The organism is Ideonella sp. B508-1 (assembly GCF_000333615.1).
Taxonomy (GTDB): domain Bacteria; phylum Pseudomonadota; class Gammaproteobacteria; order Burkholderiales; family Burkholderiaceae_C; genus Ideonella.
Map to the genome: position 1 here is coordinate 1 of NZ_BADL01000302.1, position 1,366 is coordinate 1,366.

Annotated in this window: 2 protein-coding genes; both read right to left on the minus strand. The window is 67.6% G+C overall.

Annotated features, from left to right (window positions below; all coding sequences use genetic code 11):
* Positions 1–826: adenylosuccinate synthetase (locus I73_RS12965; RefSeq protein ID WP_022981000.1), on the minus strand; the 826-nt coding region annotated here is incomplete at its 3' end.
* A 43-nt stretch (positions 827–869) separates the two neighbouring features.
* A partial coding sequence (locus tag I73_RS27775) for an ATP phosphoribosyltransferase regulatory subunit (protein ID WP_022981001.1) occupies positions 870–1,366 on the minus strand: 497 nt, incomplete at its 5' end.

A 1,366-nucleotide genomic window follows, 5' to 3' on the forward strand; every position in this document is an offset into this window, starting at 1 on the left:
CCAGGATGTACTGCAGCATCTGCGGGCCTAGGCCTGAACCCGCGGCCGCATTGCCAGCCACGCAGTTGCTGGAGGTCACATAGGGGTAGGTGCCGTGGTCGATGTCCAGCAGCGTGCCCTGCGCCCCTTCGAACAGCAGGTTCTGGCCCGCCAGATGGGCCTTGTGGAGCGCGTAACCCACATCGGCCATCATCGGGCGCAGCTGTTCACCCATGGCCATGGCCTGGTCGAAGATGGGCTGGAATTCCAGCGCATCGGCCTTCAGGTGGCCCTGCAGCATGAAGTTGTGCAGGTCCAGCAACTCGCGCAGCTTGGCGCCGAAGCGCTCGGGGTGCTTCAGATCCTGCACGCGCAGGGCCCGGCGGGCCACCTTGTCCTCGTAGGACGGGCCGATGCCCTTGCAGGTGGTGCCGATCTTGCCGGCACCGCTGTTCTCGCGCAGGGCTTCGCGGGCCTTGTCGACCGCCACGTGGAACGGCAGGATCAGCGGGCAGGACTCGCTGATGTACAGGCGCGAACGCACCTCCAGGCCGGCCTTCTCCAGGCGCTCGATCTCGCTGAGCAGGTGGGTCGGGTCGACCACCACGCCGTTGCCGATGTAGCAGGCCACGCCCTCGCGCATGATGCCCGAGGGGATCAGCTGCAGCGCGGTCTTCACACCCTTGATGACCAGGGTGTGGCCGGCGTTGTGACCGCCCTGGAAGCGCACCACGCCCTGGGCGTGGTCCGTCAGCCAGTCCACGACCTTGCCCTTGCCTTCGTCACCCCATTGGGTCCCGACGACGACGACGTTGCGCCCGCGCGCAGAAGTATTGCCTTGTTGCATGGCGTTCCAGCGATTCAATGAAAACAGGAGGGATGGGCGGCGCTCAGAGCGCCCGCACCAGCCAGCGGCCGTCGACCTGGGTCAGCTCCCGGTCGCAATCAAATTCCTCGGTCTCCTGCTCGTGCCCGGGCAGGATGCAGACCACGGTTTCGCCCTGGCTGCGCAGGGACCGGATGGCGGCGCGCAGTGCGTCGTCTTCGGCCCAGGGGGCGCGCACCGCGGCCCGCACCGGCCCCGACGGCACCAGGGCCGCCAGGTTCTTCAGGTCGATCACGCTGAAGCCCACGGCCGGGCGGTTGCGACCGAACACGGCGCCGATTTCGTCGTAGCGACCACCACGCGCCAGCGCGTCGGCCGAACCGCCACCATAGATGGCGAAGCGAACACCGCTGTAGTAGGCGTAGCCGCTCATGTCGGACAGGTCGAAACCGATCTGCACGTCCGGATAGGCCTGGCGCAGATGCCCTGCCAGCCAGGTCAGATCGGCCAGCGCAGCCTGGATGGGGCCACGCGCAGGCAGGCGATGCCGTGCGATCTCCA